The sequence below is a fragment of the Streptomyces sp. NPDC041200 genome (assembly GCF_055591805.1).
In genome coordinates, this window is record NZ_JBVIZF010000024.1 from 78,130 (window position 1) to 101,817 (window position 23,688).

Annotated in this window: 24 protein-coding genes; 17 read left to right on the forward strand and 7 right to left on the reverse strand. The window is 71.5% G+C overall.

Annotated elements, in window-relative coordinates:
• Window positions 1-104 precede the first annotated feature (104 nt).
• The 3 genes from ACZ6CL_RS33315 to ACZ6CL_RS33325 are packed head-to-tail and all read left to right on the forward strand — an operon-like array spanning window position 105 to window position 4,668.
• A complete protein-coding gene (locus ACZ6CL_RS33315; protein ID WP_468942704.1) occupies window positions 105-2,195 on the forward strand; it encodes an ATP-binding protein in 2,091 nt (696 codons plus the stop codon).
• Window positions 2,196-2,201: 6 nt separating this feature from the next.
• Window positions 2,202-3,785: an ABC transporter substrate-binding protein gene (locus tag ACZ6CL_RS33320; protein WP_468942707.1), complete on the forward strand. Its 1,584-nt coding sequence runs from the start codon at window positions 2,202-2,204 to the stop codon at window positions 3,783-3,785.
• A 43-nt stretch (window positions 3,786-3,828) separates the two neighbouring features.
• On the forward strand, window positions 3,829-4,668 hold the full coding sequence (locus tag ACZ6CL_RS33325; protein WP_468942710.1) for a phosphotransferase: 840 nt from the start codon (window positions 3,829-3,831) through the stop codon (window positions 4,666-4,668).
• An 11-nt stretch (window positions 4,669-4,679) separates the two neighbouring features.
• On the opposite strand, the gene ACZ6CL_RS33330 is transcribed toward ACZ6CL_RS33325, so the two are convergent.
• On the reverse strand, window positions 4,680-5,219 hold the full coding sequence (locus ACZ6CL_RS33330; RefSeq protein WP_468942713.1) for a GNAT family N-acetyltransferase: 540 nt from the start codon (window positions 5,217-5,219) through the stop codon (window positions 4,680-4,682).
• A gap of 106 nt (window positions 5,220-5,325) precedes the next feature.
• On the opposite strand from ACZ6CL_RS33330, the gene ACZ6CL_RS33335 reads away from it, so the two are divergent.
• From ACZ6CL_RS33335 to ACZ6CL_RS33350, 4 genes are all read left to right on the forward strand, one after another.
• Window positions 5,326-5,994, forward strand: a complete 669-nt coding sequence (locus ACZ6CL_RS33335) for a class I SAM-dependent methyltransferase (RefSeq protein WP_468942715.1) — start codon at window positions 5,326-5,328, stop codon at window positions 5,992-5,994.
• Between the two features lie 132 nt (window positions 5,995-6,126).
• The gene (locus ACZ6CL_RS33340; protein WP_468942718.1) at window positions 6,127-6,354 is read left to right on the forward strand and encodes a hypothetical protein; all 228 of its coding nucleotides are present in this window, start codon (window positions 6,127-6,129) and stop codon (window positions 6,352-6,354) included.
• Window positions 6,355-6,415: 61 nt separating this feature from the next.
• A complete protein-coding gene (locus ACZ6CL_RS33345) occupies window positions 6,416-6,928 on the forward strand; it encodes an RNA polymerase sigma factor (RefSeq protein WP_468942719.1) in 513 nt (170 codons plus the stop codon).
• On the forward strand, window positions 6,925-7,575 hold the full coding sequence (locus ACZ6CL_RS33350; protein WP_468942722.1) for a hypothetical protein: 651 nt from the start codon (window positions 6,925-6,927) through the stop codon (window positions 7,573-7,575). Before ACZ6CL_RS33345 ends, ACZ6CL_RS33350 begins: the two co-directional genes overlap by 4 nt.
• A gap of 30 nt (window positions 7,576-7,605) precedes the next feature.
• Here the strand turns inward: ACZ6CL_RS33350 and ACZ6CL_RS33355 are convergent, their stop codons facing one another.
• Window positions 7,606-8,016 (reverse strand): Fur family transcriptional regulator, encoded by a 411-nt coding sequence (locus ACZ6CL_RS33355; protein ID WP_468942725.1) that lies wholly within the window; start codon window positions 8,014-8,016, stop codon window positions 7,606-7,608.
• Window positions 8,017-8,262: 246 nt separating this feature from the next.
• Here ACZ6CL_RS33355 and katG point away from each other — a divergent pair, with 246 nt between their 5' ends.
• The gene (gene katG / locus ACZ6CL_RS33360) at window positions 8,263-10,479 is read left to right on the forward strand and encodes a catalase/peroxidase HPI (protein WP_468942727.1); all 2,217 of its coding nucleotides are present in this window, start codon (window positions 8,263-8,265) and stop codon (window positions 10,477-10,479) included.
• A gap of 79 nt (window positions 10,480-10,558) precedes the next feature.
• Here the strand turns inward: katG and ACZ6CL_RS33365 are convergent, their stop codons facing one another.
• Entirely contained in the window at window positions 10,559-11,575 is a 1,017-nt protein-coding gene (locus ACZ6CL_RS33365; RefSeq protein ID WP_468942730.1) for a LacI family DNA-binding transcriptional regulator, read from the reverse strand.
• A 109-nt stretch (window positions 11,576-11,684) separates the two neighbouring features.
• On the opposite strand from ACZ6CL_RS33365, the gene ACZ6CL_RS33370 reads away from it, so the two are divergent.
• From ACZ6CL_RS33370 to ACZ6CL_RS33380, 3 genes are read left to right on the forward strand one after another with little or no spacing between them, the layout of a single operon-like run.
• A complete protein-coding gene (locus ACZ6CL_RS33370) occupies window positions 11,685-12,863 on the forward strand; it encodes a phytanoyl-CoA dioxygenase family protein (RefSeq protein ID WP_468942732.1) in 1,179 nt (392 codons plus the stop codon).
• A 17-nt stretch (window positions 12,864-12,880) separates the two neighbouring features.
• Window positions 12,881-13,642 (forward strand): SDR family oxidoreductase, encoded by a 762-nt coding sequence (locus tag ACZ6CL_RS33375; protein ID WP_468942734.1) that lies wholly within the window; start codon window positions 12,881-12,883, stop codon window positions 13,640-13,642.
• A 30-nt stretch (window positions 13,643-13,672) separates the two neighbouring features.
• Window positions 13,673-14,668, forward strand: coding sequence for a Gfo/Idh/MocA family protein (locus tag ACZ6CL_RS33380; RefSeq protein ID WP_468942737.1), 996 nt, complete (start codon window positions 13,673-13,675; stop codon window positions 14,666-14,668).
• 19 nt (window positions 14,669-14,687) lie between these two features.
• Here ACZ6CL_RS33380 and ACZ6CL_RS33385 read toward each other — a convergent pair whose 3' ends face one another.
• Window positions 14,688-15,563, reverse strand: coding sequence for a sugar phosphate isomerase/epimerase family protein (locus tag ACZ6CL_RS33385; protein ID WP_468942738.1), 876 nt, complete (start codon window positions 15,561-15,563; stop codon window positions 14,688-14,690).
• Between the two features lie 156 nt (window positions 15,564-15,719).
• On the opposite strand from ACZ6CL_RS33385, the gene ACZ6CL_RS33390 reads away from it, so the two are divergent.
• Genes ACZ6CL_RS33390 through ACZ6CL_RS33400 form a run of 3 tightly spaced genes read left to right on the forward strand, consistent with a single transcriptional unit; the run spans window position 15,720 to window position 18,386 of the window.
• Window positions 15,720-16,724 carry an enoyl-CoA hydratase/isomerase family protein gene (locus ACZ6CL_RS33390; RefSeq protein ID WP_468942740.1) on the forward strand — a complete coding sequence of 335 codons (1,005 nt, stop codon included), beginning with the start codon at window positions 15,720-15,722 and terminating at the stop codon, window positions 16,722-16,724.
• A gap of 45 nt (window positions 16,725-16,769) precedes the next feature.
• Window positions 16,770-17,546, forward strand: a complete 777-nt coding sequence (locus ACZ6CL_RS33395; protein ID WP_468942742.1) for an SDR family NAD(P)-dependent oxidoreductase — start codon at window positions 16,770-16,772, stop codon at window positions 17,544-17,546.
• A gap of 36 nt (window positions 17,547-17,582) precedes the next feature.
• Window positions 17,583-18,386 (forward strand): inositol monophosphatase family protein, encoded by an 804-nt coding sequence (locus ACZ6CL_RS33400; RefSeq protein ID WP_468942768.1) that lies wholly within the window; start codon window positions 17,583-17,585, stop codon window positions 18,384-18,386.
• Here ACZ6CL_RS33400 and ACZ6CL_RS33405 read toward each other — a convergent pair.
• Together ACZ6CL_RS33405 and ACZ6CL_RS33410 are read right to left on the reverse strand one after the other, a co-directional pair.
• Window positions 18,383-19,378: an alpha/beta fold hydrolase gene (locus tag ACZ6CL_RS33405; RefSeq protein ID WP_468942745.1), complete on the reverse strand. Its 996-nt coding sequence runs from the start codon at window positions 19,376-19,378 to the stop codon at window positions 18,383-18,385. The genes ACZ6CL_RS33400 and ACZ6CL_RS33405 overlap by 4 nt on opposite strands.
• Window positions 19,379-19,424: 46 nt before the next feature.
• Window positions 19,425-20,357: an SDR family NAD(P)-dependent oxidoreductase gene (locus ACZ6CL_RS33410; RefSeq protein ID WP_468942769.1), complete on the reverse strand. Its 933-nt coding sequence runs from the start codon at window positions 20,355-20,357 to the stop codon at window positions 19,425-19,427.
• A 281-nt stretch (window positions 20,358-20,638) separates the two neighbouring features.
• On the opposite strand from ACZ6CL_RS33410, the gene ACZ6CL_RS33415 reads away from it, so the two are divergent.
• Genes ACZ6CL_RS33415 through ACZ6CL_RS33425 form a run of 3 tightly spaced genes read left to right on the forward strand, consistent with a single transcriptional unit; the run spans window position 20,639 to window position 22,749 of the window.
• Window positions 20,639-21,046: a RidA family protein gene (locus tag ACZ6CL_RS33415; RefSeq protein WP_468942746.1), complete on the forward strand. Its 408-nt coding sequence runs from the start codon at window positions 20,639-20,641 to the stop codon at window positions 21,044-21,046.
• Between the two features lie 57 nt (window positions 21,047-21,103).
• Window positions 21,104-21,718: a TetR/AcrR family transcriptional regulator gene (locus ACZ6CL_RS33420; RefSeq protein ID WP_468942749.1), complete on the forward strand. Its 615-nt coding sequence runs from the start codon at window positions 21,104-21,106 to the stop codon at window positions 21,716-21,718.
• The gene (locus ACZ6CL_RS33425) at window positions 21,715-22,749 is read left to right on the forward strand and encodes a DMT family transporter (RefSeq protein ID WP_468942752.1); all 1,035 of its coding nucleotides are present in this window, start codon (window positions 21,715-21,717) and stop codon (window positions 22,747-22,749) included. Before ACZ6CL_RS33420 ends, ACZ6CL_RS33425 begins: the two co-directional genes overlap by 4 nt.
• A 197-nt stretch (window positions 22,750-22,946) precedes the next feature.
• On the opposite strand, the gene ACZ6CL_RS33430 is transcribed toward ACZ6CL_RS33425, so the two are convergent.
• Window positions 22,947-23,180 (reverse strand): DUF5133 domain-containing protein, encoded by a 234-nt coding sequence (locus ACZ6CL_RS33430; RefSeq protein ID WP_468942772.1) that lies wholly within the window; start codon window positions 23,178-23,180, stop codon window positions 22,947-22,949.
• Window positions 23,181-23,688: the final 508 nt, after the last annotated feature.

The window sequence follows — 23,688 nt, forward strand, 5'->3', positions numbered from 1 at the left end:
TTGGTACGGATGTCAGCGGCTGATGTCTCGGGGGAGCGGTGCCGCCCGCCTCCTGTAGTCGTGGCCGCGGGCAGCGCTGAGCGACGGAGGCGGGACGCAGCCAGATGCGCGAATCGGAAGGGTCACCGCTCTACGGCCGTGACCCTCTGCTGCGCTCGCTCGTCCCCCGGCTCACGGGCCTGACCCTGGACGAGAGGTCCCGTACGGCCCGGGAACACCAGGGCGACCTGCCCGTCGTGCTGGTGACGGGATACCACGGCATCGGGCGCAGCGCCGTCCTCGCGGAACTGGCCAGGCGCTACCGGGACCGGCTGCCGCTCGCCCACATCCGCGTCGTCGCCACCGAAACCGCCGCCTTCCCGTACGCCCCGGCCGACGGCGGGACGCCCACCGCCTCCACTCTGGTCGAGATCCTGGCGGAGCTGGTGTGCGGGCTGGCCCCCGCGCTGCGCCGCCGCTTCCCCGTCCTGGTGCCGGGCCTGTTCGCCGTGTCCGGATGGCACCACGGCAACGCCGAGCAGCGGGACGCGGCGTGTCTCCGGTTCGCCCGGCTGCTGCTGGCGTGCCGCCTCACCGGTGGGGACGAGAACACGTTGCGGCACGCGTGGGCCACCGCCGTCGAAGGCCGTCTGGACGCCCGCGACGCGGACGCCCGCCACGTGGAGCACGCGGACTACGCGGAGCCGGACACTGTGGGCCGGGACGCGGTCATCGCCGCCGTGGTGGCCGAGTACGCCGACCGGCACCAGCACGCCCCGGCCCAGGAGTGGTACCGGCGGCGCTTTCCCCGGGGCGCGGACGGCCAGGATCCGCTGGTGCTGCTCGGGCAGTGGTTCCAGCAGGGCGGCGACTACCGCCACGCGGCCGAGCAGACCCTGATGGCCGCCTTCCTCCACGATGTGGCGGCCTCCTACGGCAGGCTCCAGCGGTGGAACCGGGAGCCGTGGCCGCTCATCCTGCTCGACGACACCCACCACCCGCCGGGGCAGGACTTCCTCGAACTGCTGCTGGCGCACCGGGCGATGCCGGAGCGCCCCGACCACGAGGAGCTGGTCGTCGTGGCCACCCGGCTCGGCGGCCTGCCGGAGGACGCGTCCGCGGCGGTCCGCCGCGACCTCCCCGACCTGGTGAAGTCCTCCGGCTGGGAGCGCAAGGGGCTTAGCCCCTCCGCCGGGCTGCTCGCCGTCCCCCTCACCCCGCTGAGCCGGGACGACATCCTGCCCCTCCTGGTGCCGGACCGGCCCGCCCGGCCGCTCCACCCCTATCTGGCCTCCGCCGTCCACTCCCTCACCGGCGGGCATCCCGCGGTGACCACCGTGCTGTGCGCGGCGGTGCTGGACGCCACCGCGCAGGGCGGCAGCGTGGGCCCGCGGGACCTGCTCCATCTGCAGGCCGAGGACGGGCGCCCGGTCACCGCGGCACTCCTCGAACGGCTGCTCCCTGACCGGCGCCAGCGCGACCGGCTGACCCTCCTCTCGCTCGCCCGCGACAGCACCGCGGCCGAGGCGCTGGCCGACCACCTGCGCCTCCAGGGCCCCGACCAGCTGCCCGCCAACTCCGCCACCGACTACCTCGAAGAGCAGCAGTGGCAGCAACTCACCCCGCCGGACGAGCCGCTGGTCACCGACCCGCTGCTGCGGGCCCTGCTCGTGCACGAGGCGCGCCGTACCTCGCGGGCGGCCGAGGACGGCCGTGGCTGGCAGGACATCCACCGCTTCCTGCGGATGCACCACGCGCAGCGCGGCGAGAGCGGCGAGGCGGACGCCCTGCGGCACACGCTCGCGGCCGGGAACGCCGAGGCCGTGGTGGCCATGCTGGCGGAGGAGTTCCAGTCGGAGCAGGACGAACACGCCGCCGCGCACTGGCTGGAGTGCCTGCGGTACGCCGCCACCGCGCCCACCCCGCCCGCCGGGGAGTGGGCCGACGAACGCGTGCAGGTCGCCCTCGGCGCGCGCGACGGCCGGTATGCGGGGCTGCACGAGATCGAGCGCTGCGTGAACCGGCTTCTGCACGCCCTGTGGCACGTGTCCGAACCGCACGCCGAGCCGGACCCCGACATGTGCAAGGCCGTCGGCGAAGAGCTGGCCTACCTCTCACCGCGGCACCCGTCCTGGCACGCCGTCCTGGGCCAGGCCGCCCGCAGCTGGCCCGGCGCGGCGCGGAAGAAGCGCCCCTTCCCCATCACCGGTCAGTGAGGAAGCATGCTGCTGCGTCTGTTCCGACGTCATCCCCGCGAGTGGGGCCCGGTCGAATGGGTGGCCGTCTTCGGACTCGGAGCCCTGGCCGCCGTCGCGGTCACCGTCGTCGTCAGCATGGCGCGGGGTCCCGGCACATGCGGTGACGATCTGCGGGACATCGACGGAGACTGCGTGGGCGTCACCGCGAACGCCTTCGAGGCCGACCCCGGCGTCGAAAGCCTCATCCGGGCGGTCGCGAAGGAGAACGCGCGGGTGCGGCAGAACGCGGAGTCCCCGGCGAGCGGACCCGAGATCCCGTACGTGCGCATCGCGCTGATGATGCCCTTCACCGCGGACGAACACAGCGCCATGACCACGGACATGATCCGCCGCGGGCTCGCCGGTGCCCTCGCCGCGCAGCGGCAGGCCAACCGCTTCGGCGGCCCGCACTACCAGCTGCTGCTCGCCCCCGACGGCCGCAACCTCGACCAGTGGGAACCCGTCGTCGCGCGCCTGGCCGAACTGTCCAAGGACACCCGCGCGCCCCTGGTCGGCGTGACCGGCATTCCGAGCAGCACACCGGAGACGCGCCGGGCCATCGCCGCGCTCAGCAAGCACAGCATCCCCACGGTCGGCCCCGTCATCACCGCGGCCACCATGAACTCCCCGTACTTCTTCAAGACCTCCGCCAACAACGACCAGTTCGCCCGCGCCCTGAAGCACTACCTGACCGAGAAGCCGGGCCAGGGCCGGGGTTTCCTGGTCTGGGACAACCGCGACGAGGACGTCTACTCGAAGGACCTGCGCAGCGTCTTCGAGAGACACTTCGGCGACGACTACGGCCTGGCCCGCCACAACTCGAACTTCACCGGCACCTCCGGAACCGACAAGGGCATCCCCCAGCGGTTCACCGACGCCGTCCAGAAGATCTGCAACGAGAAGTCCGACACCGTCTTCTTCGCGGGCCGCGACCAGGACCTGCCCGCGTTCATCGAGCGCCTGGCCCAGGAGGGCGACTGCGGCCGCACCACGAAGCTGCGCATCCTCAAGGTGGGCATCGGCCTGGAACCCACCCTCACCGCCGAGGCACCCACCCGGCGCCTGGACGACGCCCGGGCGACCATAGTGGACGCCTCCTGTGTCGACCCCGCCTGGTGGAACGGCAAGAACAAGCCCGAGAAGGCGCTCGGCCGCTTCCTCGACCGCTTCGAGGAGCTGAAGGAGCAGCACGACTTCGGCGACAAGTTCCTCGACGACGGCTACGCGGTCATGTACCACGATGCCTTCGCCCTCCTCGCAGGCGCCGTCGACCGCACCTACACTGAAATCAACGAGGGTGGCCAGCAGGCCCCGAAGTCGCCGCGCATCCCCACGAAGGACGACGTCTACAACACCCTCATCATCCCGAGCGTCTCCGGCGACTCCTGCGACTCCTGCCTGATCGGCGCGGGAGGGACCTACGGCTTCGAGGGCCCGGGCAAGAACGACCAGTGGGCCGTCTGCAAACCCGTCCCCGTCGTCGAATACCCACCCGCACCTCGCACCGGCAGACAGACTACCCTCTACCGCACCTACCGCACCGGCCCCGGGGACGACTGCCCCTCCTGAACACGGTCACGCTGGGTCCCCGTCGACGATAAGGGAGGACGGTATGGAGCCATGGGAACTCCGTCGCGCAGTTGAGGCGGGACGGGCGACCGCTTCGGAGCTGGGACTTCAGGTCAACGATGTGGTCGTCATCCACAACTCGGACCGTGTCGCGCTGCGCCTGGCCCCTTGCGGTGTTCTGGCTCGGGTCGCGCCTTCGGGACATCTGGCTGCTTCCGAGTTCGAAGTAGAGGTCGCTCGCCATCTCGCCGACGTCGACGCTCCGGTGGCTGAGCTCGACCCCCGGGCCGATCCTCACGTCTATGTGCGTGATGCCTTCGCCATCTCGCTCTGGACCTACTACGAACCCGTGGGATCAGAGATCGCCCCGGCCGACTACGCGGACGCGTTCATGCGGCACCATGCCGCCCTGCGCCAGATCGATCTGGACGCACCGCATTTCACCGATCGAGTCGCTGTGGCACTGAGAGAGGTGAACGACCGGGCGCAGACCCCCGAGCTGCCCGATTCTGACCGGGAACTCCTCAGCGACACGCTCAGTGGCCTGAGCGCCACGGTCACCATCGACACAGCCCGCGAGCAGCTGTTGCACGGCGAGCCGCATCCGGGCAACCTCCTGAACACACGGAGAGGGCCGCTTTTCGTAGACCTCGCCACGTGCTGCCGTGGGCCGGTCGAGTTTGACCTCGCCCATGCGCCCGAAGAAGTGGGAGCGCACTACGCGGGGGCTGACCACGACCTGATTCACCGGTGCCGCGCCCTGAACTGGGCGATGTTCTCGGCCTGGCGCTGGCGCCGAGACGACCAGATGCCTGACCGGGACCACTGGAGAGGGGAGGGGCTCAACCAGGTCCGTGCCGCACGTGAGCGGCGTCCCGACTGACACGTCCTGGCTCAACCGGACGGCGTGACCGGGGACCGCAGGCCGAGCCACTGCTCGGCGTCCCATGCCTGGAACCGCTCCATCTCGGTGAACCCCAGCTTCGCCGCGAGGCGCATCGAGCCGACGTTGGCGGTCTGGGTGGTGAGCACCACCGGCTCGCCGGGAAGGACGCCGTCGAACCAGTCGAGTGCCGCCACGCACGCCTCGGCGGCGTACCCGAACCCCCACGCTCGCGGCAGGAACAGGTAGCCGAGATCGGCCTTCCCCTCGGCAGCCGGGCGACGGTGCTCCGGTGCTCTCCTGAGCAGGATCTGGCCGATCATCGCCCCGTCGAGATCAACGACGAAACTCCCGGGCCACCGCTCGGGCACCCTGGGCACCTCGCGCTCAAGCTCGTCACGCGGGCGGGGGCCGCCGAGGTAGGTGTGCACCTCTGGCGAGGCGAACAACTCGATGAACGCCGCACGGTCCCGGGCCTCGGGCTCACGGAGCACGAGCCGCTCGGTCCTTACCGGGGCAGGTGGCCAGGCGACGGGTCCGAGTCCGGTCATGGCGGGCAACCTATCGCACACGCCAGCCGCGCTCGACCGCGGTGCCGCGGCCAGGGCTACGCTCCCCGCGCGTGCCAAGTCGCCCCCGTCGCCCTATTGTTGGCCGATGCGCGCCCACCATATTGACCGCCCAGCCGATCTCGACATGGTCCGTGAGTCCTATGACCGGGTGGCCGACAACTACGCCCACATGGTGCTGACGACGGGAATGGGTGATATCCGTAAGCATCCATGGCTCAAGGCGTCAATCGATGCCTTCGCCGACACCGTGAGCGGGCTCGGGCCAGTCCTCGACGTCGGCTGCGGCCCCGGAACGGTGACCGCCTACCTCGCCGAACGCGGACTCGACGTGTCCGGAGTCGATCTCTCAGCCCGCATGATCGAAAACGCGCGCCGTCTTCATCCGCAGTGCCGCTTCAGCGTCGCCTCCGCCACCGACCTCGACCTTCGCGAAGCGTCCCTCGGCGGCGTGCTCGGGTGGTGGTCACTGTTCAACCTCCCCCGCGACGTCCTTCCTCAGGTCCTCGCCCTGTTCGCGCGCGCCCTGAAACCAGGCGGACACTTCATCACCGCCACACACGTCGGCGACGAGGACGCGGTGCGCACCGAGGCCTACGGGGGTGTACCCGTTCGCTGGACGACGCACAAATGGCGGCCGGAACAACTCGTGGACCTGATCGAGCAGGCCGGACTGCGGCCGGTCGCCGAACTCCGGCTCCCCGCCGATGAGCGAACGGGGCCGGGTCTGGTCGTCATGGCCAAGCGCCCCGCCTGAAGACCGGGCACAAGACCGCACTGTGGGCCTGTTGTGATCCGGATGTCACACATTACGAGCCCAAGCGCACTCCTATAGGTCCGCCGACGATGCAATGGGGCACCGTCGATCGAAGGAGTTGTGAGGAGCCGCATGGAGATCGCGGTCGCGGCAGCCGTGGTAACGGTCTGCGCCGCGGGAGCGCGTCTGCTGTACGCCTGGATGGGCAGTCGTGCCCGCGTCCGGCTGGCCCGGCTGCGTCAGCAGGGCATCAGCGAGCGCGTGCGCGCGCTGCCGCCGGGCAGCACGCTGAGCGAGGCGCACCACGGCGACAGCATCCGGGTCCGGGTCGGCCCGCCGACGGGAGGAGCGCGTGGATAGCCGCACGAGCCATACCGTCCGCGCCCTGCCCGTGTCCCTTCCCGGCCAACGTGGTGTCTCCGTGCCTGCCCACCAAGACGAGGCGCTCCGCGAGAGCTTCTCCCGCTACTACGAGCAGCACATGGCGTCCCTGATCAGGTTCGTCATGCGCTACGGGGCCAGTCCGCACGAGGCGGCCGATGCCGCTCAGGCCGCCTTCATCGAGGGCTTCCGCGTGTGGCATCTGATCGAGTCCCCCGGCGCGTGGTTGCGCAGGGTGGCCTTCCGTCAGTACCTGCGGCAGGCTCCGCGTCCGCAGGAGGAACTCACCGACGAGGTGCCCGACCGGCCTGCCTTCTCCTGTCCGTTGGAGAGGGTCGTGCTGGCCGACCAGGAGAAGCAGGTGTTCGAGGCCCTGGCCCGACTGCCGATGAGGCAGCGTCAGGTGATGGCCTGGCTCCTCGACGGCTATTCGACGAACGAGATCGCGGAGACGTTGGAGATGCAACCGAACGCGGTCCGGCAGAACGTCGCCCGCGCCCGTGCCCTGCTGAAGGACATCTTGGGCGTGACATCCGCTGGAGGTGCGAAATGACCCATCCGGACACGGCGCTCGACGCTCTCCTCGCCGCAGCAGACGCTGCCGTACTGGATACCGTGAGCGCCAACCTCGACACCGACCGCGGCGCCGCCCTGGCGCACTGGCACGCGGTCCCGACCGAAGACGTACCGCTGCCCAGCCAGCCCGACCTGTACGCGGCGTACCGCGACATCCACATCGACGGAGCCATCACCATCCGCCCGGCGGGGACGGACGCCGACGAGCACCCCGAGGCCGCGGGCCGGACCCCGGCCTTCGCCGAGCTGGTCGCGGACGCCTACCAGGACGCCAAGCTGCTGGCCCAGCTCCTCCCGCCCGGCAGCGTCTCCGGCGACACCTGCCTGCTGCGGAATCAGCTCGACGCCCGGATCACCTACTACTACAACCGGCTCGTCGTGTCCGGTCCGTACACCGGTCAGGGCATGACCGGGACCGCCGCCATGCACTTCACGCTCGCGGTGTGGGGCAGCGCGCGCCGCGTCCGGCGGAGGCTGGGGCAGGGCCGGGAGGACGACGCCCTGCCCCCGGGGGCCGTCCTGCACGCCATCTCGTTGTGCACGTCGGTCATCGACGCGATGGAGACCATCCGGGACAGCCTCTCGGCCCGATTCGGGATCGGAGTCACCGCCGCGATGACCTGATGCGTGCCGCCGGGGGATCTCCCGCGTGATCTAGACGCAGGACGGACACAGGCCGCGGTAGGTGACCTCGGCCCCGGACACCGTGAAGCCGAACCGCTCCTCCGCCGGGAGGGCGGTCAGCGGGTCGCCGGTGGGGTGGACGTCGCGGATGGTGCCGCAGCTGGAGCACACCAGGTGCTGGTGCGCGTGGTGGGCGTTGGGGTCGTAGCGCTTGGCGCGGCCGTCGGTGGAGACCTCCATGACCTCGCGGAGGGAGACCAGCTCGCCCAGGGTGTTGTACACGGTCGCCCGGGAGATCTCGGGCAGCCGCTCCGCCGCCCGGGCGTGCACCTCGTCGGCGGTGAGGTGCACATGGTCCCCGTCGAGGACCTCCGCGACGACACGTCGCTGGGAGGTCATACGCCAGCCACGCCCTCGCAGTCGCCGCAGCAGGTCACTCATACAGGCTCACCTATTCACGTTCGGTGGGATGTCCCGATCTTACCCATGGGTCCCGGGACTCTGATGGGATCTGGGTTTGGCGTGCTTATTGACTTAGACCCTGTCCATCGTAGGATCGGTTCCGGCGATAGCCAAGGGACAGGAAGACTCCAATTCGGCAGCAGCCGGAGACGTGGGGCCCGGCCCCGACTGTTCCACCGCCCGCAGTTCCTGGGCACCTGATCCGCCTGGTCCGGAAGGATTCCCATGTCTGAGAACCATGAAGCAATCGTCGTAGACGCGAAGACGGAGGGCGAGGGCGGTGGCTGCCCCGTCGCGCACGGGCGTGCCCCGCATCCGACCCAGGGCGGCGGAAACCGCCAGTGGTGGCCGGAGCGGCTCAATCTGAAGATCCTTGCCAAGAACCCGGCCGTGGCCGACCCCCTCGACGAGGGCTTCGACTACGCCGAGGCGTTCCAGGGCCTCGACCTCGCGGCGCTCAAGCAGGACATCGCCGAGGTGCTGACCACCTCGCAGGACTGGTGGCCGGCCGACTTCGGCCACTACGGTCCGTTCATGATCCGTATGGCCTGGCACAGCGCGGGCACCTACCGGATCAGCGACGGCCGCGGCGGCGCCGGTGCGGGCCAGCAGCGCTTCGCCCCCCTGAACAGCTGGCCGGACAACGGGAACCTGGACAAGGCCCGCCGTCTGCTGTGGCCGGTCAAGAAGAAGTACGGCCAGAGCATCTCGTGGGCCGACCTCCTGATCCTCACCGGCAATGTCGCCCTGGAATCGATGGGCTTCGAGACCTTCGGCTTCGCCGGCGGCCGCCCGGACGTCTGGGAGGCCGACGAGGACGTCTACTGGGGCCCCGAGACCACCTGGCTCGGCGACGAGCGCTACACCGGCGACCGGGAGCTGGAGAACCCGCTCGGCGCGGTCCAGATGGGCCTCATCTACGTCAACCCGGAGGGCCCCAACGGCAACCCGGACCCGCTGGCCGCGGCCCGTGACATCCGTGAGACGTTCCGCCGGATGGCGATGAACGACGAGGAGACGGTCGCCCTGATCGCGGGCGGTCACACCTTCGGCAAGACCCACGGCGCGGGCCCGGCGGACAGCGTCGGCGCCGACCCCGAGGCCGCCACGATCGAGGAGCAGGGCCTCGGCTGGAAGAACACCTTCCGCACCGGCAAGGGCGCGGACGCCATCACCTCGGGTCTGGAGGTCACCTGGACCACGACCCCGACCGAGTGGAGCAACGGGTTCTTCAAGAACCTCTTCGAGTACGAGTACGAGCTGACCCAGAGCCCGGCCGGGGCCAACCAGTGGGTGGCCAAGGACGCCCCGGAGATCGTCCCGCACGCCTACGACTCGTCGAAGAAGCTCCGCCCGCAGATGCTCACCACGGACCTGTCGCTGCGGTACGACCCGATCTACGAGCCGATCTCCCGCCGCTTCTACGAGAACCCGCAGGAGTTCGCGGACGCCTTCGCGCGCGCCTGGTACAAGCTGACCCACCGCGACCTGGGTCCGAAGTCGCTCTACCTCGGCCCGGAGGTTCCGGAGGAGACCCTGCTGTGGCAGGACCCGCTGCCGGAGGCGGAGGGCGAGACCATCGGCGCCGAGGACATCGCGGCCCTCAAGGCCAAGCTCCTCGACTCGGGCCTGACCGTCTCGCAGCTGGTCAGCACCGCGTGGGCGTCGGCCTCGACCTTCCGCGGCAGTGACAAGCGCGGCGGCGCCAACGGCGCGCGCATCCGCCTGGAGCCGCAGCGCGGGTGGGAGGTCAACAACCCCGAGCAGCTCGCGACGGTCCTGCGCACCCTCGAGGGCATCCAGCGGGAGTTCAACTCCGGTGCCAAGAAGGTGTCGCTGGCCGACCTGATCGTGCTCGGCGGTTCCGCCGCCGTGGAGAAGGCGGCCAAGGACGCGGGCCACGACATCGAGGTGCCCTTCACCCCGGGCCGGGTCGACGCGACCGAGGAGCACACCGACGCCGAGTCGTTCGCGGCGCTGGAGCCGAAGGCCGACGGGTTCCGCAACTACGTCGGCAAGGGCAACCGGCTCCCCGCCGAGTACCTGCTGGTCGACCGGGCGAACCTGCTGACCCTGAGCACCCCGGAGATGACGGTCCTCGTCGGTGGCCTCCGCGTCCTGGGCGCGAACTACCAGCAGTCGCAGCACGGTGTCTTCACCGCCACCCCGGGGAAGCTGACCAACGACTTCTTCGTCAACCTGCTCGAGCTGGGCATGGAGTGGAAGTCGACGTCCGAGGCCCAGGACACGTTCGAGGGGCGCGACGCCGCGGGCAAGGTCAAGTGGACCGGCACCCGTGCCGACCTCGTCTTCGGCTCGAACTCCGAACTGCGCGCGGTCGCGGAGGTCTACGCGAGCGATGACGCCAAGGAGAAGTTCGTGAAGGACTTCGTGGCGGCGTGGACCAAGGTGATGGACCTCGACCGGTACGACCTCGTCTGACCGGTCTCCTGATCGGTTCCGCTGAGCAGCGGCCAGGCCGACCCGCACGGGTCGGCCTGGCCGTTTTTCACGGTATGGCTCACGGCATGTTGTACGGGGTGACCACCTGGATCGCCGAGGGCAGCGAGGGCCCGTCGTCGGGCAGCGCCTGGTGGGCCCGCATGATGGTCTGGCAGGCGCGGCGCATGTCCTGGCGCAGGTCGTGGTGGAGGACCGCGGAGAGGCGGCGTTCGCGCAGCAGCCGGGTGTTGTCGTGGTCCAGGTCGTGGGCGATGAACACCGCGCACTCCCGTCCGAGGGTGTCGAAGGCGTCGAGGGTCGCGGCGTTGCCGCCGCCGATGGAGTAGACGCCGATGATGTCGCCGTCGCGCTCCAGCGCCGCCAGGACGAGGTCCCGCTGGGTGGCGTCGAGGCCGTCGCTGTCGGTGACCTCCACCAGGGACCGGCCGGGGTGGGCGTTGCGCATCGCGCCACGGAAGCCCATCTCGCGCTCCTCCTCGCCTCGGAAGGAGCCCCGGCTGATGGTGACGAGGACATTGCCGGGACGGCCGCCGAGCCATTGCCCCGTGAGGTAGGCGGCGGTGGCCCCGGCGGCGCGGTTGTCGATGCCGACGTACGCCTTGCGCGCGCTGCCGGGCAGGTCGGTCACCAGGGTGACGACGGGGATGCCCGCCTCGGTCAGCCGTCCGACGGCGGCCCCGATCTCCGGCAGGTCCGGGGCCTTGAGGAGCACGCCCTGCGAACCCCGCTTGGCGATCTTGTCCAGGGCGGCGATCAGCTCCGAGGCGGGGCCGGTCTCCCGGAAGTGGAAGCGCGAGCGCACCACGGCGGGGTGGAGGGACGGCAGTTCGGCTTCGAGTGCGTCGCGTACGGCGGTGGAGAACCGGTCCGGCGCCTGCATCACGATATCGATCATGAAGGTGCGCCCCCCGATGCGCACCTGGGTCCGCTGGCGGTCCAGGTCCTTGACCGCCTGGCGCACCTCCGTGACGGTGCTCTCCCGTACGCCGCCCCGGTCGTTGAGGACCCGGTCGACGGTGGCCTCGCTCAACCCGGCCTGCCGGGCGATCTCCTTGATCGTGTAGGGGTGCCGCATGGGGATGTCCTCGATGCCGATGATGGTTTTTTGATGGGATGCTGCGGATTGATTGATGGATGGAGGTTCATAAGACTGGCAGAAAGGCAGGCACGGCGAAAGGACCGGGATGTCCCCCACCGACGCGATGACACGGACGTGGCTGACCGAGGACGACTGCGCTCTCGACGCGTTCCGCACGCTGGTCGAGCAGGGCACCGACCCGCATGACCACCCCTCGGCCGAGCGGATCGAGCAGGGCGTCCCGCTGTACGACAGCGACCGGATCCGCGACCTCGCGGCCACCGGGGAGGGGCTCCGGGCGGTCCAGGCCGAGCTGGTGCGGGCCCTGCTGGACGGGCCCGGCGTGGTGGTGCTGCGTCGCGCGTATCCGGACCCGGCCGTCGTGGACGGCGCGTCCGCCGCGTTCCGCGCGCTGATCGAGGAGGAGCGTGCGCGGGGTGGCGCCCGCGGTGACCACTTCGCCAAGCCGGGCGCCAACGACCGGGTGTGGAACGCGCTGGAGAAGATGGCCACGCACGCGCCGGAGGCGTTCGCGGACTACTACGCCAACGACATGCTGGCGCTGGTCTCCGAGGCCTGGCTGGGCCCGGCGTACCAGGTCACCTCGCAGGTCAACGTGGTCAACCCGGGTGGCGCCGCGCAGAGTGCGCACCGCGACTACCACCTGGGCTTCCTCCCTCAGGCACGGGCGGCCTCGTATCCGGCGCACGTCCACCGGCTGTCGCCCGTCCTGACCCTGCAGGGCGCGGTGGCGCACTGCGACATGCCGGTCGAGTCGGGGCCGACCCTGTACCTGCCGCACTCGCAGAAGTACGAGCCCGGCTATCTGGCCTGGCGGCTGCCGGAGTTCATCGACTACTTCGAAGGCCACCACGTCCAGCTCCCGCTGGAGAAGGGCGACGCGGTGTTCTTCAACCCCGCGCTCTTCCACGCCGCCGGGCACAACCGCTCGGCCGACATCAGGCGCATGGCCAATCTGCTCCAGATCTCCTCCGCCTTCGGCCGCGCGATGGAGAGCGTGGACCGCCAGGCGATGGCGAACGCGCTCTTCCCGGTGCTGCTGCGCCGTACTGCCGAGGGCGTCTCACAGGAGTGGCTGCACCGGGTGGTCGCCGCCACGGCCGAGGGCTATGCCTTCCCCACCAACCTGGACCTCGATCCGCCGGTCGGCGGGCTCGCCCCGCCCTCCCAGGCGGACACCCTCCGGCAGGCCGTGGCCGAGGGCTGGGCGCCGGAGCGGCTGCGACAGGAACTGCGCGCGGGCGCCGAGCGCCGCCAGAGCTGAAGGAGGCACAGCCCATCATGGGACTGCTCAACGACAAGGTCGTCCTCGTCAACGGCGGCAGCCAGGGCGTGGGCGCGGGGATCGTGCGGGCGGCCGCGCGCGAGGGCGCGACCGTCGTGTTCACCGGACGCCGGGCCGAGGTCGCCGAGCCGCTCGCCACGGACACGGGCACCCACTTCGTCCGCGCGGACCTGGCGGACCCGGAGCAGGCGCGCGGGAGCGTCGTACGGACCGTGGACACGCACGGCCGCGTCGACTGCCTGGTCAACGCGGCCGGGCTGACCTCGCGCGGCTCGCTGCTCGACACCACGCCAGAGCTGTTCGACGCGCATATGGCGATCAACCTGCGCGCGCCCTTCTTCGCGATGCAGGCGGCGGTGGCCGACATGACGGCCCGCGAGGCGGCGGGGACCATCGTCAACATCCTCTCCAACTGCGCCCACGGCGGCCCGCCGCATCTGGCGCCGTACTCCGCCGCGAAGGCGGGACTGGCGGGCCTGACCCGCAACGCGGCCTACGCCCACCGCTGGGACCGTATCCGTATCAACGGCCTCAACATCGGCTGGACGGACACCGAGGGCGAGGACGCGACGCAGCGAGCCTTCCACGGTGCGGGCGACGACTGGCGTCAGAAGGCCGCCGCGGCGCAGCCGATGGGAAAGCTGGGGCAGCCCGACGAGATCGCCGACTTCGTGGTTTTCCTGCTCTCCGAGCGCAGCGGTGTGGTCACCGGGTCGGTCATCGACTGGGACCAGAACGTCATCGGCGGGTTCGAGTGAACCGCCCCGTGGGCTGAAGGAGTAGCTGCCATGCGTATAGGCATCATGGGGCTGGGCCGGATCGGCGCGTTCCACGCACAGACCCTGTCCGGACTGGACACGGTGGACTCCCTGGTGGTCACCGATCCGGTGGCCGCCGCCACCGCAGCGGCCACCGAACGGTGGGGGGCCACGGCGGTGGACTCCCCCGAGGCCGTGTTCGCCGCCGGTGTCGACGGCGTCGTGATCGCGGCCGCGACCGACGCCCACCCCGAGCTGATCCGCGCCGCGATCGAGGCGGGGGTACCCGCGTTCTGCGAGAAGCCCGTGGCGCGCGGGATCGAGGAGGCCGCGGACGTGCTGCGCGCGGTCGAGGGCGGCGGTGTTCCGGTGCACATCGGGTTCAACCGGCGCTTCGACGCGGGCTGCGTGGCCGCGCGCGGGGCCGTGGTGAGCGGCGAGCTGGGGCCGCTGCACACCGTACGGTCCACCACGCTGGACCCGGCCCCTCCCCCGGCCGCCTATGTCGCGGTCTCCGGCGGGCTGTTCCGCGACTGCGGTGTGCACGACTTCGACATCGTGCGCTGGGTGACGGGACGCGAGGTCACCGAGGTGTACGCGACCGGCGGCAACCGAGGCGCGGCGTACATCCGGGAGGCGGGCGACGTCGACACGGCGTCCGCGCTGCTCACCCTCGACGACGGCACCATCGCCGTCGTTTCCAACTCCCGCCACAACGGCCGTGGTTACGATGTACGGCTGGAATTGCACGGTATGACGGACAGCATCGCGGTCGGCCTGGAGGACAGGCTGCCGCTGCGTTCGGCCGAGCCGGGCGCCACGTTCCCGGCCGGGCCGCCGCACGACTTCTTCATGGACCGCTTCGCCGACGCCTACCGTGCCGAACTCACCGCCTTCACCGAGGTCGTGGCGGGCACCCGGACCTCGCCCTGCACGGTGGCGGATGCCATCGAGGCGAGCCGGATCGCCGAGGCCTGTGCCCTGTCACTGCGTGAGCACCGGCCGGTACGGCTCGAAGAGGTGTGAGAGCGGGCGAGAGCCCTCTTTACCGCACCGCCGCCGGGCCGAGCGCCCCGGCGGCGGTGCGGTACGCCGCGTCGGCGGCTTCCCGTACCGGACGTGTCCGATGCGTATCGGAGAGGATCTCCACTCCCCACGGGCCGGACCAGCCGGTGGCGCGGAGCGCGGTGATGATTCCCGGCAGGGCGAAGGAGCCCTCACCGCACAGGCGACGGCGCCGTACGGTGTCCTCGAACAGCGTGCCCTCGACCCGGCTGTCCGCGTCGCTCAGCTCGACACCCACGATGCGCGGCCCCGGTACGCCCGCCAGCTCGGCCGGTGGGGTGTGGGCGCGCTCGGTGTGCCAGACGTCGATGATGAGGCCGCCCGCCGGATGGCCCGCGGCCTCGACCAGCCGGAGTCCGTCGTGCACGGTCTTGAGGTTGGACCAGGGGAGGAACTCGATTCCGAGCCGAGCCCCCACGCCGTCCGCCTGGGCGGCCAGCGCGGCGAACTCCCCGGCCCAGGTGTCGGCGTCCCACGGCCGGTCCTCGTGGTCGGGCCCCACCTTGATGTGGCGGGCGCCCAGTGCCTCGGCGGCCCGCAGGAGGTCCCGGCGTACCGCGTCGGAGGCGGTACGGCGGTCGCCGTCGGTCCACCAGTCCGTCAGGAACTCCAGCTCCAGGTGGACGAGTCCGTTGTCCTCGAAGAGCGACCGCATGCCCGCGAGCCCGTACGCGCGTTCGGCCTCCACCAGGTCCGCGTGGACCAGCCCGAACCCCCGGAATCCGGCGGCGCCCGCCGCCTCCGCCCGCTCCCGCAGCGTCAGCGCACTGCGCCCGTCGCCCCGCCCGGGCGCGGTGTCACCGGCGGTGGTCCAGCAGGTGGCGAGCAGGTCCTCGGTGGTGAGAGCGTGCTGCATGACGGGTGTCCTTCCCTTCCATGGGCCTGTCCGTGGGCCTGTTCATGGGCCTGTTCATGGGCCTGTCCGTTGACCTGGACGCACACGCTAGGCGCACGCGGGCGGATGGCTGAAGGGGCGGAAACCATCATTAGGCCCTCATACGGAAAGGCGCTCATGACAACCGTCGAAACCTCGGTGCGCGAGGGGGTGGCGCATCTGGTGCTCAACCGCGCGTCGGCGCTCAACGCGCTCGACACCGACACCGTGCTGGCCATGCGCGGCGCGCTGGACCAGTGGCGTGGCGACCCCGGTGTCCGCGCCGTCGTCGTCCGCAGTGGCACGCCACGGGCGTTCTGCGCGGGAGGGGACATCCGGGCGATCCGGGAGGCGGCGCTGCGTGGCGACTCTGCCGCCACGACGCGTTTCTTCCGCGAGGAGTACGCCCTGAACCAGGAGATCGCCGAGTACCCCAAGCCGTATCTGGCGCTGATGGACGGGGTCGCCATGGGCGGCGGCCTCGGCATCTCCGTGCACGGTGCGGTGCGGGTGGCCACCGAGCGCTCGGTGTTCGCGATGCCGGAAACCCTCATCGGCTTCTATCCCGACGTCGGCGCCTGCCACTTCCTGCCCCGGCTCGGTGGCGCGCTCGGCCGTTACCTCGGGCTCACCGGCGCCCGCCTGAGCGGGGCCGACGCGGTCAGGGCGGGGCTCGCGACCCACTTCGTGTCCTCCGCCGAGCTGACCGAGTTCACCGCCGCCCTGGACACGGCCGAGCCCGCGGAGGCGCTCGCCAAGTACGCCCGCGCCGCGCCACCGTCCGAGCTGGACGACACGGGCGACCGCATCGCCGCGGCGTTCGCGCCCGGCCCGCTGTCCGAGGTGGCCGACCGCCTCCGGGCGGACGGTTCGGTCTGGGCGGAGACGGCGCTCGGCGCCCTCGCGGCCGCGTCACCGCTGAGCCTCCGGCTGACCGACGAGATGCTGCGCCTGGGCGGACACGACAGCCTCGCCCAGTGCCTGCGCCGGGACCTGGAGGTCGCGACCCGGCTCGTCCGTGAGCCGGACTTCGCCGAAGGTGTCCGCGCGAAGCTGGTGGACAAGACCGGGGACGCGCGCTGGTCCTTCGCCTCCGCCGAGGATGTTCCCCACGAGCGCATCGCCCAACTGCTCGGCGAGTAGCGTGGGGGTGCTTCATCCGTACCACCGTAGAGGGAGTGGTGTGCCGTGCCGGGTCCGCCGAGCAGGGGTGTGCTGGTCACCGGGGCGTCCCGGGGCATCGGCCGGGCGGTCGCGCGGGCGTTCGCGGAGCGGGGCGACCGGGTGGCCGTGCACTACGGGACGCGGGTGGCGGACGCCGAGGAGACCCGGGCGGCGCTGCCGGGCGAGGGCCATGTCGTCATCGGTGGCGACCTCGGCGATCCGGTCGCGGCGCAGCGGATCGCCGACACTGCCGAGGAGGCGCTGGGCGGGGTCGACGTGCTGGTCAACAACGCGGCCGTGGCCACCTCGGAGAGCAACGCGCACCGGGTGGCCGACGTGTCGTACGAAGACTGGCAGCAGGTCTGGCGGCAGATGGTCGACGTGAATCTGCTCGGGGCGGCGCATGTGAGTTACTGCGTGGCGCGGCACCTCATCGACCGTGGTGTGCCCGGCCGGATCGTGCACGTCGGCTCGCGCGGGGCGTTCCGTGGCGAGCCGGACCATCCGGCCTACGGGGCGAGCAAGGCGGCGCTGCACGCGCTCGGCCAGTCGCTGGCGGTGGCGCTCGCGCCGCATGGGATCGCGGTCACCTCGGTGGCGCCCGGGTTCACCGCCACCGAGCGGGTGGCGGGGCGGCTGGCCGGGGAGTCGGGGGACGCGCTGCGGGCGCAGAGTCCGTTCGGCAGGGTCGGCACACCGGAGGAGGTGGCGGCCGCGGTGGTGTATCTGGCGTCGGCGGAGGCCACGTGGGCGTCGGGGACGGTGCTGGATCTCAACGGGGCGTCGCATCTGCGGCTCTGAGCGGAGCAGGTCACAGCGGGAGGACAGGTGTCGACGATGGACGAGGCCGAGCTGCGCCGGGCCGTGGCGGTGGCCGGTGAGCTGGCGCGGTGGGCGGCGGAGGCCATGCGCCGTCCCCGTACCGGCGGCGTACGGTACAAGGCGAACGCGGCCGACCTGGTCACTGACACCGATGAGCTGATCGAGCGCCAGGTCCGCTCCGTGCTGCTGCGCGAGTTCCCCGGACACCGGGTGGAGGGCGAGGAGTACGGGGTGCGCGAGGGCGCGGCGGGGGCGCCGAGCTGGGTGGTGGATCCGGTCGACGGCACGACGAACTACGCGCACGGGGTGGGCTGGAGTTCGTTTTCCCTCGGCCTGTCCGACGCGTCCGGGCCACTGCTCGGGCTGGTGGCCGACCCATGGCGGGGCGAGGTCTTCACGGCGGTACGGGGCGAGGGCGCCCGCCTGGACGGGGAGCCGATCCGGGTGACCGAGGCCGACGGGGTAGGGGGCCAGGTGGTGATGACGGAGTGGGCGGCCCACGCCCCGTGGCGCGGCATGGACCGGGTGCTCGCGGAGCTGTCCGCCCGTCTGTGCACCGTGCGGATCATGGGCTCGACGGCACTGTCACTGGCCCAGGTGGCGGCGGGCCGGGCGAGCGCGGGGGCGATCGGCAGGTTCCAGGCGGTGGACGGGCTGCCCGCCCTGCTGATCTGCCGGGAGGCGGGCGCGCTCGCGTTCGGCGACACCGGGCCGACCGCGGGCATTCCGTCGGGCGGGCTGCTGGTCGCGGCGCCCGGGGCGGCGGACGAGATGTACGGCATCTGGCACGCCGCCCGGGCGGGGGACGGTGGCGGTTAGCCGCGGCCGTCGCCGTCCAGATGAGCGAGGAAGTCCCGCAGGGCGGCGTTGACTTCGTCCGGGCGTTCCTGCTGGGTCCAGTGGCCGCAGCCGTGCAGGGTCACCTCGTCGTGCAGCTGGGGGACGATCCGGCGCAGTGAGGCGCGCAGGGTGTCCATGCCGCGGAACGAGGTGACCAGGTCGCGGTCGCCCACCATGTACAGCGCGGGCACCTCGATGCCACGGCCCCGGAAGGGGGCCAGAAGCTCCTGGTTGCGTTCGATGTTGCGGTACCAGTTGAGGGGACCGGTGAAGGCCCGGGTGCCGTGTTCGGCGTAGTCGCGGGCGAACACCTCGATGTCCGCCTCGGTGAGCCAGCCGGGCAGCTGCTCCGGTTCGGGCACGGTGTCCAGCAGGGCCTGGCCCTCGGGGATGACCCAGGGCCGGGGCCGCTCGTTCTTCGGGTTGTCGCCGGAGCCGCTGAACAGGATCCGGCGGAGGGACGACGCGATGTCCTGCCCCAACTCGGCGTCGGCTACGCCCAGTTGCTGGAAGTAGTTCTGGTAGAAGCCCTCGCCGTAGTACGTCCGGGTGGCCGAGGGCGGGGCCATTCCGGCGGGCAGCGCCGGTGGGACGCTCAGCCCGGCCACGGCCCGTACGACATCGGGGCGCAGCATCGCCGTGATCCAGGCGACCGGGGCGCCCCAGTCGTGTCCGACGACCACCGCCCGCTCCTCGCCGAGCGCGCGGATCAGCCCGATCACATCACCGGCCAAGTGGAGCAGGCTGTACGAGGCGACGTCCTCGGGCTGCTCGCTGCGGGCGTAGCCGCGCTGATCGGGGGCGACGACGCGGTATCCGGCCTCGGCCAGCGGGGCGAACTGGTGGCGCCAGGAGTACCAGCTCTCCGGAAAGCCGTGCAGCAGCAGGACCAGCGGTCCCTGCCCCTGCTCCGCGATGTGCAACCGCACACCGTTCACCTCGACGACGTCATGCTTGACCGGGCTGTGCACTGTGTTTCCTCTTCCGGTTGCGGCGCTCTACTGCTCAGTAACGATGCTATATGCACGCACTGCCGGTCATGGCGCGGCTCATGTCCCACAGCCGCGCCGCGACGGCGGTGTCGGCGAGGTGAGCCCACACCGGTTCGGGCCGTGGCCTGCCGCGCAGGCCGAAGGCGCTCGGCCCCCACAACTGCCCGCCGCGCACCTCGGGGTCGAGCACCGCTCGCACCGCGGACCACGCCCCGGCGTCCTTGCCCTGGAGCAGGACCCCGGCGGGCGCCGCGCGCAGCCGGGTGCCGAGGGTCCGTACGTGCACCGGTGGCCGCGAGGGCGTGAGGGAGTCCAGGGCGCCACCGGGGTGGACCACCACGCTCGCCACCGCGCTGCCGGTGGCGCGCAGACGGCGGTCGAGTTCGAGACCGAAGGACATCTGCGCCAGCTTGGACCGTCCGTAGGTGCGCTTCGGCCGGTAGTCCCGCTGGGACTGCGGGTCGTCCAGGTCCAGCCGTTCGGTCTTCGCCGCGAAGCTGCCCATGGTCACGACGCGGCCCGCGGGTGCGGCCGACAGCAGGGGCATCAGCCATGTGGTGAGCGCGAAGTGTCCGAGGTGGTTCGTGCCGAACATCAACTCGTGGCCGTCCACGGTCTCGCGGCGCGGCGGATCGTCGAGGGCGACCCCGGCGTTGTGCACCACCGCGTCGAGGTGGTTCGACTCCAGTGCGCCCACGGCGGTTTCGAGCGACGAGAGGTCGGCGAGGTCCAGCCGCAGCGCCCGCACCCGCGCACCGGGGACACGCTCGCGGATGGCCGCCATCGCGGCCTCGGCCTTCTTCAGGCTGCGACTGCCCAGCACGACAGTGGCGCCGGTCGTGGACAGCTGCTCCGCGATGAAGTACCCGATGCCCGCGTTGCCGCCGGTGACCAGGACGACGCGGCCATCGGCATGCGGCAGCCGGTGGACATCCCAGGAGGGTGGGGCGGAGGGCATGGATGGCATGGCGGCAAGCTCCCTTGCGGCAGAAGGCCCGGAGGGCCCGTATCGAGCGGGGACGCTCTGGGTGGGCGCCCCGCCATCAAAGATCGCAGCGGCCACCGACAGATCGTCGACAGATCGACTATGGATCACCGACAGCGGCACGCTCGTGAGCTGCTGGGTCACCAACAGGTTCCTCAGGCACGGAAAAGTGCGTTCTTCCATGTCAGCGGGCGCTCTCCTACGGTTCCCGAGTAACCACGAGAGAGCGTGAAGCTCACAGGGAGGCACACGGCATGGCCATCACTCTGGTGAACCCCAGCGGATTGCCCAGCATCGACGTCTACCGGCAGGTGTCGATCGCGTCCGGATCGAAGCTGGTCTTCATCGCCGGGCAGGTCGCCTGGGATGCCGAGGGCGTCACGGTCGGCGAGGGCGATCTCGCCGCGCAGGTCGAGCAGTGTTACGTCAACGTCGCCACCGCCCTGGCCGGTGCGGGCGGCTCCTTCGACGACGTGGCGAAACTGACCGTCTACGTCGTCGACTGGACGCCCGACAAGATGCCCGTGCTTCTGGAGGGCATCTCCCGGGCGACCGCGAAGCTGGGAATCACCGCGACCCCGCCCGCCTCACTGCTGGGCGTCGCGGCACTGGACGTGCCGGACCATCTCGTCGAGATCGAGGCCACCGCGGTCCTCGACTGAACGATCCTCCGCGTTACTAGGTAGACTGACCTACCTAGTAACGGAAGGGGACGCGAGATGAGCACGACCGACGCCGCGGCACGGCAGCCCGGCAGGCGGCGCGGGGCGGCGCGTGAGCGGTTGATCACCGCCGCGTCACGCCGCTTCTACGCGGACGGCGTATCCGCCACCGGCATCGACACGATCACCGCCGAGGCGGGCGTGGCGAAGATGAGCCTGTACAACAACTTCTCCTCCAAGGCCGATCTGGTGGTGGCCTACCTCGACGCGCGGCACGAGGAGTGGATGGAGCTGTACCGGCGACGGCTGGAGGGCGTCCGGGCGGGCGACGGCCGCGGCGGCGTGCTGGCCGTCTTCGACGCGTACACCGATCACGCGGCCTTCGCCTATGAGAACGGCTTCCGGGGGTGCGGTCTGCTCAACGCGGCCGCGGAGCTGCCCGCCGGGGACGAGGGACGGGCCGTGGTGCGCCGCCACAAGGAGGAAGTGGAATCCCTGCTCGCCACGCACCTGGCGGAATTGCGACCCGAGCGGCCCGAAGAGACCCGCGCGATGGCGGAGCATCTGGCGTTCCTGCTGGAGGGCGCGATGGCGCGCGCCGGTCTGGAGGGCGCGGATACGCGGCTGGCGCACGCCCGGACCATGGCGGCCGACCTGGTGGACCGGCTGTGACGGGGCCCGCCGGACAGACGGCCGGTTCGGCGGGAGTGGGGTCGCTGTGTGTGCTCGTGGCGTCGGTGCTGTGGGGCACCACGGGCACCGCCGCGACCTTCGCACCCGGCGTGGGACCGCTCGCGATCGGGGCCGTGGCCATGGGCCTGGGCGGACTGCTCCAGGCCCTCATGGCCGCCCCCCGCATCGCCCGGGAAGCGCCCGCGCTCCGTACGCGGCGCGGTGTGGTGCTGCTCGGCGCGCTGGCGGTGGGGGCCTACCCGCTGGCGTTCTACAGCTCCATGCACCTGGCCGGGGTCGCCGCCGGGACCGTGGTGTCGATCGGCTCGGCCCCGCTCGCCTCGGCCGTGATCGAACGGGCCGCGGACGGACGCCGCCTGACGCGCCGCTGGACGGTGGGCGCCGCGCTGGGGCTGTCCGGGACGGTGCTGCTGTGCGCGGCCGAGGCCGCCACGGCCGACACCGGGGCCCGTTCCGTGGGGGCGACCGTGCTCGGTGTGGCGCTGGGCCTGGTGGCCGGTGTCACCTATGCCCTGTACTCCTGGGCGGCCCACCGCCTGATCAGCGGCGGCATCACCTCCGGCGCTGCCATGGGCGCCGTCTTCGGGCTGGGCGGTCTGCTGCTGGTGCCCGTACTGCTGGCCACCGGCGCCCCGCTGCTCAGCTCCTGGTCCAACGCGGCCGTGGGCGCCTATATGGCCCTGGTGCCGATGTTCATCGGCTACGTCCTGTTCGGCTGGGGCCTGGCCCACGTACCGGCGAGCACCGCGACGACGCTCTCCCTGCTGGAACCCGCCGTCGCGGCGGTGCTGGCCGTCCTGGTCGTCGGCGAACGTCTGCCCCCGCTGGGGTGGGTCGGCATCGCCCTGGTCGTCGGCTGCCTCGCCGTACTCACCACCCCGCCCCGCATCTCCGCCCCGAAGCCCCGGACGACCGCCCCGGCGCCGGACACCGGGCCCCAGGGGGAGGGCGCGGCCCTCATCGGCGGTGGCGGGGCGGGTGATCAGCGCCGCTTCCCGCAGGCTCCGTGAGACAACGTTTCCGGGCGGCCCAGTGACGAAGGCATCAGTCAGCGCCGGGGCAGCCCAACCCATCGCCAGCGGATGAGTGCGCAGGGCTCGGCACCGTCTGCACCGGCGGTACGGCAGCGAGTTCGCGCACCGTACGGAGCACATCCGAATGTATTCGAGTGCTGTGGCCCGGCCGGGCCGCCGGGCCACAGCACGTCTCAGGCGTCGGAGACGAGGAGGGAGTCGTCTTCGGCTCGGGCGCCGGGGAGCTGGTGGCGGGCGGCGATCAGAGCGGCGTCGATGTCGCGGGTGCCGGTGGCGGTGCACAGCGTGTAGACGACGTCATCGAGTCGTTGCTGTGCCTCCGGGCCGCCTTTCTCGGCGTGCAGGGCGTGCAGGGTCTCGTACTGCTGGACGAGGTCGGCGAGAACCGCGGGGTGGGCCATCGGCAGCCACGCGGCGACCCGCTCCTCGACCAGGAAAACTTCCCCCGGCTCTGCCATCAGCCCGGCAGCGCTCAAGGACGGCGCTTCGGCTCTCGTTCGGTGCAACGACCACGAAAAGGGGAACTGAGGCATGCGACCGGGCCCTGCGCGAGCACGGCTTCGACCAAGAGCGAGCCCAGCAGTGGCGGCAGCGCGCCGCCGAGATCGCCTGGCTCGTCAGCCAGGCCCGCACGCGGCGGGTGCAGCTCGACCTCAAAAGCCTGGTGGAGTACCCGGCCCCTCTCCAAACAGGTGCATGCTCTGCGGAAGGCGGGGTAGGCACGGGCGGATTCGGATACGGGTGACGGGCCGCACGCCCTGTGGCGTGGGCGGCTCGTCGAAGTGTCCGACGGGCCTCTGAGGGCCCCTGCCGCCCGGGTGACCTCGTGAGGACGGCTGGAGACCTCATGGCACCGCAGCACCCCGCGCACCGTGACGGCGACCGGCCGGGCTGGTTCACGCGCCTGGCGGAACA

Coding starts and splice junctions, on each gene's coding strand:
- ACZ6CL_RS33315 (WP_468942704.1), top strand. CDS start 105: ATGCGCGAATCGGAAGGGTCACCGCTCTACGGCCGTGACCCTCTGCTG.
- ACZ6CL_RS33320 (WP_468942707.1), top strand. CDS start 2,202: ATGCTGCTGCGTCTGTTCCGACGTCATCCCCGCGAGTGGGGCCCGGTC.
- ACZ6CL_RS33325 (WP_468942710.1), top strand. CDS start 3,829: ATGGAGCCATGGGAACTCCGTCGCGCAGTTGAGGCGGGACGGGCGACC.
- ACZ6CL_RS33330 (WP_468942713.1), bottom strand. CDS start 5,219: ATGACCGGACTCGGACCCGTCGCCTGGCCACCTGCCCCGGTAAGGACC.
- ACZ6CL_RS33335 (WP_468942715.1), top strand. CDS start 5,326: ATGCGCGCCCACCATATTGACCGCCCAGCCGATCTCGACATGGTCCGT.
- ACZ6CL_RS33340 (WP_468942718.1), top strand. CDS start 6,127: ATGGAGATCGCGGTCGCGGCAGCCGTGGTAACGGTCTGCGCCGCGGGA.
- ACZ6CL_RS33350 (WP_468942722.1), top strand. CDS start 6,925: ATGACCCATCCGGACACGGCGCTCGACGCTCTCCTCGCCGCAGCAGAC.
- ACZ6CL_RS33355 (WP_468942725.1), bottom strand. CDS start 8,016: ATGAGTGACCTGCTGCGGCGACTGCGAGGGCGTGGCTGGCGTATGACC.
- katG (WP_468942727.1), top strand. CDS start 8,263: ATGTCTGAGAACCATGAAGCAATCGTCGTAGACGCGAAGACGGAGGGC.
- ACZ6CL_RS33365 (WP_468942730.1), bottom strand. CDS start 11,575: ATGCGGCACCCCTACACGATCAAGGAGATCGCCCGGCAGGCCGGGTTG.
- ACZ6CL_RS33370 (WP_468942732.1), top strand. CDS start 11,685: ATGTCCCCCACCGACGCGATGACACGGACGTGGCTGACCGAGGACGAC.
- ACZ6CL_RS33375 (WP_468942734.1), top strand. CDS start 12,881: ATGGGACTGCTCAACGACAAGGTCGTCCTCGTCAACGGCGGCAGCCAG.
- ACZ6CL_RS33380 (WP_468942737.1), top strand. CDS start 13,673: ATGCGTATAGGCATCATGGGGCTGGGCCGGATCGGCGCGTTCCACGCA.
- ACZ6CL_RS33385 (WP_468942738.1), bottom strand. CDS start 15,563: ATGCAGCACGCTCTCACCACCGAGGACCTGCTCGCCACCTGCTGGACC.
- ACZ6CL_RS33390 (WP_468942740.1), top strand. CDS start 15,720: ATGACAACCGTCGAAACCTCGGTGCGCGAGGGGGTGGCGCATCTGGTG.
- ACZ6CL_RS33400 (WP_468942768.1), top strand. CDS start 17,583: ATGGACGAGGCCGAGCTGCGCCGGGCCGTGGCGGTGGCCGGTGAGCTG.
- ACZ6CL_RS33410 (WP_468942769.1), bottom strand. CDS start 20,357: ATGCCCTCCGCCCCACCCTCCTGGGATGTCCACCGGCTGCCGCATGCC.
- ACZ6CL_RS33415 (WP_468942746.1), top strand. CDS start 20,639: ATGGCCATCACTCTGGTGAACCCCAGCGGATTGCCCAGCATCGACGTC.
- ACZ6CL_RS33420 (WP_468942749.1), top strand. CDS start 21,104: ATGAGCACGACCGACGCCGCGGCACGGCAGCCCGGCAGGCGGCGCGGG.